The sequence below is a fragment of the Algoriphagus sp. genome (assembly GCF_029254265.1).
In the GTDB taxonomy this organism is placed as follows: domain Bacteria; phylum Bacteroidota; class Bacteroidia; order Cytophagales; family Cyclobacteriaceae; genus Algoriphagus.
The window spans coordinates 1-2,784 of the sequence record NZ_JAQWXX010000101.1 but is presented as its reverse complement, the minus strand read 5'-3'; the positions used below and the strand labels follow the sequence as shown (position 1 = coordinate 2,784).

Here is a 2,784-nt window from a genome sequence, read left to right as displayed (position 1 = left end):
TGAAAGAATCCAAAGCCACAAACAAAAAGACCTCTACCAACTGCTTCCATCAAACTGGAAAGAATACAGCCTTACCTAAAACCTCTTAAATTCAAATATGGGTTCGTCGGATGGATACAAATCTTTATGATTTCCCTGATTATTACAGTATTTTTTTTAATTGCAGGAGGGATGATTTTTTTTATGATCCTCTTCAAATCCAGAAGAAACCGAAGAGAACAATTAAGAAACGATTTTGAGAAAGAAATTTCAGGCCCACTATCTCAAGTCCTGTTCAATCTTAGTCTCGAGGAGATTAAGAAATTACCGAACGAAGAAATGGAGGTCTATTTTCCAGCTCATCGTCTTTCTAATAAACTTTTCAAGGAGGTTTTGATTGAAAACATCATTTCGCTTAATAAGAAAATGAAGGGTGATTTCAAGGATAAACTTAAAGCGCTTTTTAAGCGATTGGGACTTTATAAAATCTCTGAATCAAAAGTGAACAGCAAAAAGTGGGACGCTATTGTTAGCGGACTAATCCAAATTAATGAAATGGATTTGGAAGAATTCCTGCCTCTTGTTAAGAAACATTTGAATTCTCCTAATTTTCATATCCGAACAAATGCAGCAGCCACGTTACTAAATCTCTCCAGGGAAGTTGATCTTTCATTTTTGAAAAACCAAAAATATCCACTTTCCAATTGGCAACAGATGAATTATCTGAGGATCATAAAGTTTCTCTATCCAACTCGAAAATTATTGATGGTAAGTCTTTTTGATTCCGAAAATATCACTGTAAGGCTATTTGGATATAAATTAGTTCGGATGGTTGGTCGTGTAGATTTAGTTGAGAACATTGATAAAATAGCCAATACTGCTTCTGATGAAGAGAAAACAGAGATTCTAAAAACAATTCAAGTTTTAGGTGTTCCAAGTTATACTGGATTGATTAATTCATCCATGCAATCAACTAATAATAAACTTTCCAAGCAGGCAATAAAAGCAGCCGGAAGTCTTGGAGATAAAAACTCAGAGAAAATTATTCTAGAGCTTTTGGCTCAAAACAGAAGATTTGAAATAAAAATGTTGCTTATGGAAAGCCTTAAAAAGCTAAACTATGAGTCATTTAAAACCTACGTTTTAAATGAACAGGACCAAGATGTTCAGGCAATTTACCATCACCTTGAAGACCCTTTGTTGAGCTATGTATAGCTTTCTTTTTTATTTAATTTTAGAGATACTGGGAGTGATCTTCTTGGTATTAAGTTTCTCTGTCATAGTTGTTTATTTGACGGTAATGATTCTTAGTGTTTTGGAAATGAGAGATCACCTCAGGAAAAATCGATTTATAGATTTCAATGATATTATCACTTCACCTATAGCCCCAGGAGTTTCTATTCTAGCACCGGCCTTTAATGAGGGGAAATCTATTGTCCAAAATGTGAAAAGTTTGCTTTCGCTCCATTATGGAAAAACTGAGGTAATTATCATCAATGATGGTTCGAGGGATGATACATTAGAAAGGCTGATTCATGCTTTTGAATTGAAAAAAACCCGATTCGCTTATGAGGAAAAGATAAACACCAAAACTGTACGGGGAATCTATAAATCAAAAAATAGATCATATGTAAAGCTTATCGTGATCGATAAGGAGAATGGAGGAAAAGCAGATGCACTCAATGCCGGAATTAATATTTCTTCATTGGAAATTTTGGCATGCATTGATGTGGATTGTATTCTTTCTCAGGATGCTATTTCAAAAATGGTCAGACCATTTATGGAAGAGACCAATCGAAAAGTAATCGCGGTAGGCGGAGTTATCGGGATTGCTAACAATTGTGATGTTACAGATGGAACAGTTACCACCTACAGAGTGCCCAGTTCACTATTCGGGAGATTCCAAGTAATAGAGTATTTCAGAGCCTTTTTGATGGGAAGAATGGCTTGGACACGAATCAATGGACTCATGCTTATCTCCGGGGCTTTCGGATTTTTTAAGCGGGAATTGGTAGTAGAAGTAGGTGGGTATTTTACCAAAACAGTAGGAGAGGATATGGAATTGGTCGTGCGGATGCGGCGATATATGGAAGAAAGAAAGATCCCTTACAAAGTGGGGTTTATTCCTGATCCGCTTTGCTGGACCGAGGTTCCAGAAGATGAAAAAACACTTTCTAAACAGCGAAATAGGTGGATAAGAGGATCTATAGAAACCCTTCAACTACATCAAGAGATTCGATTGAATCCTTCTTACGGTGTTCTCGGGATGTTGTCCTATCCTTATTGGTCATTATTTGAAAAAATGGCTCCTGTTTTAGAGACATTAGGAATGCTATACACCCTAGTTTTAATCGTTATAGGAGATTTTAGTGCCTTTTATTTTATAGCCATATTCTTAGTAATGTATTTACTGACCATTTTGGTTTCTTCCTTTAGTATTCTTTACGAACAGATTGCTTTCAATAATTACAAGGATAGGAAGGATTTGAACCGTTTGATTATGACCATATTAATTGAACCGTTTTTGGTTCATCCTAAGGTGGTTTGGTGGGGATTACGAGGGCACTGGGATTTTATAAAAGGTAAAGGGGGCTGGGGTCAAATGATTCGACACGGCTTTAAAAAATCAGAGGATAAAAAGAATCTTGAATCAACCCTAACTTCATGAGAAAACAGATACTTTTTCTTTTATATGTATATCCGCAATCTTGCCAGTATGATTAAATCGAAGCAATGATGAGTCTGTCAAAGAGTTTTTGACCGAAGTATCTTCTGTTGAGCTTGTAACAAAACTCGTCCAGGTAA

2 protein-coding genes are annotated in these 2,784 nt (G+C 36.0%); both read left to right on the top strand.

Annotation, left to right across the window (positions count from 1 at the left end; all coding sequences use genetic code 11):
• Positions 1-126: 126 nt before the first annotated feature.
• Positions 127-1,194, top strand: coding sequence for a hypothetical protein (locus P8O16_RS15610; RefSeq protein WP_300316370.1), 1,068 nt, complete (start codon positions 127-129; stop codon positions 1,192-1,194).
• Entirely contained in the window at positions 1,187-2,647 is a 1,461-nt protein-coding gene (locus tag P8O16_RS15605; protein ID WP_300316369.1) for a glycosyltransferase, read from the top strand. The genes P8O16_RS15610 and P8O16_RS15605 overlap by 8 nt, the downstream gene beginning before the upstream one ends.
• Positions 2,648-2,784 lie beyond the last annotated feature (137 nt).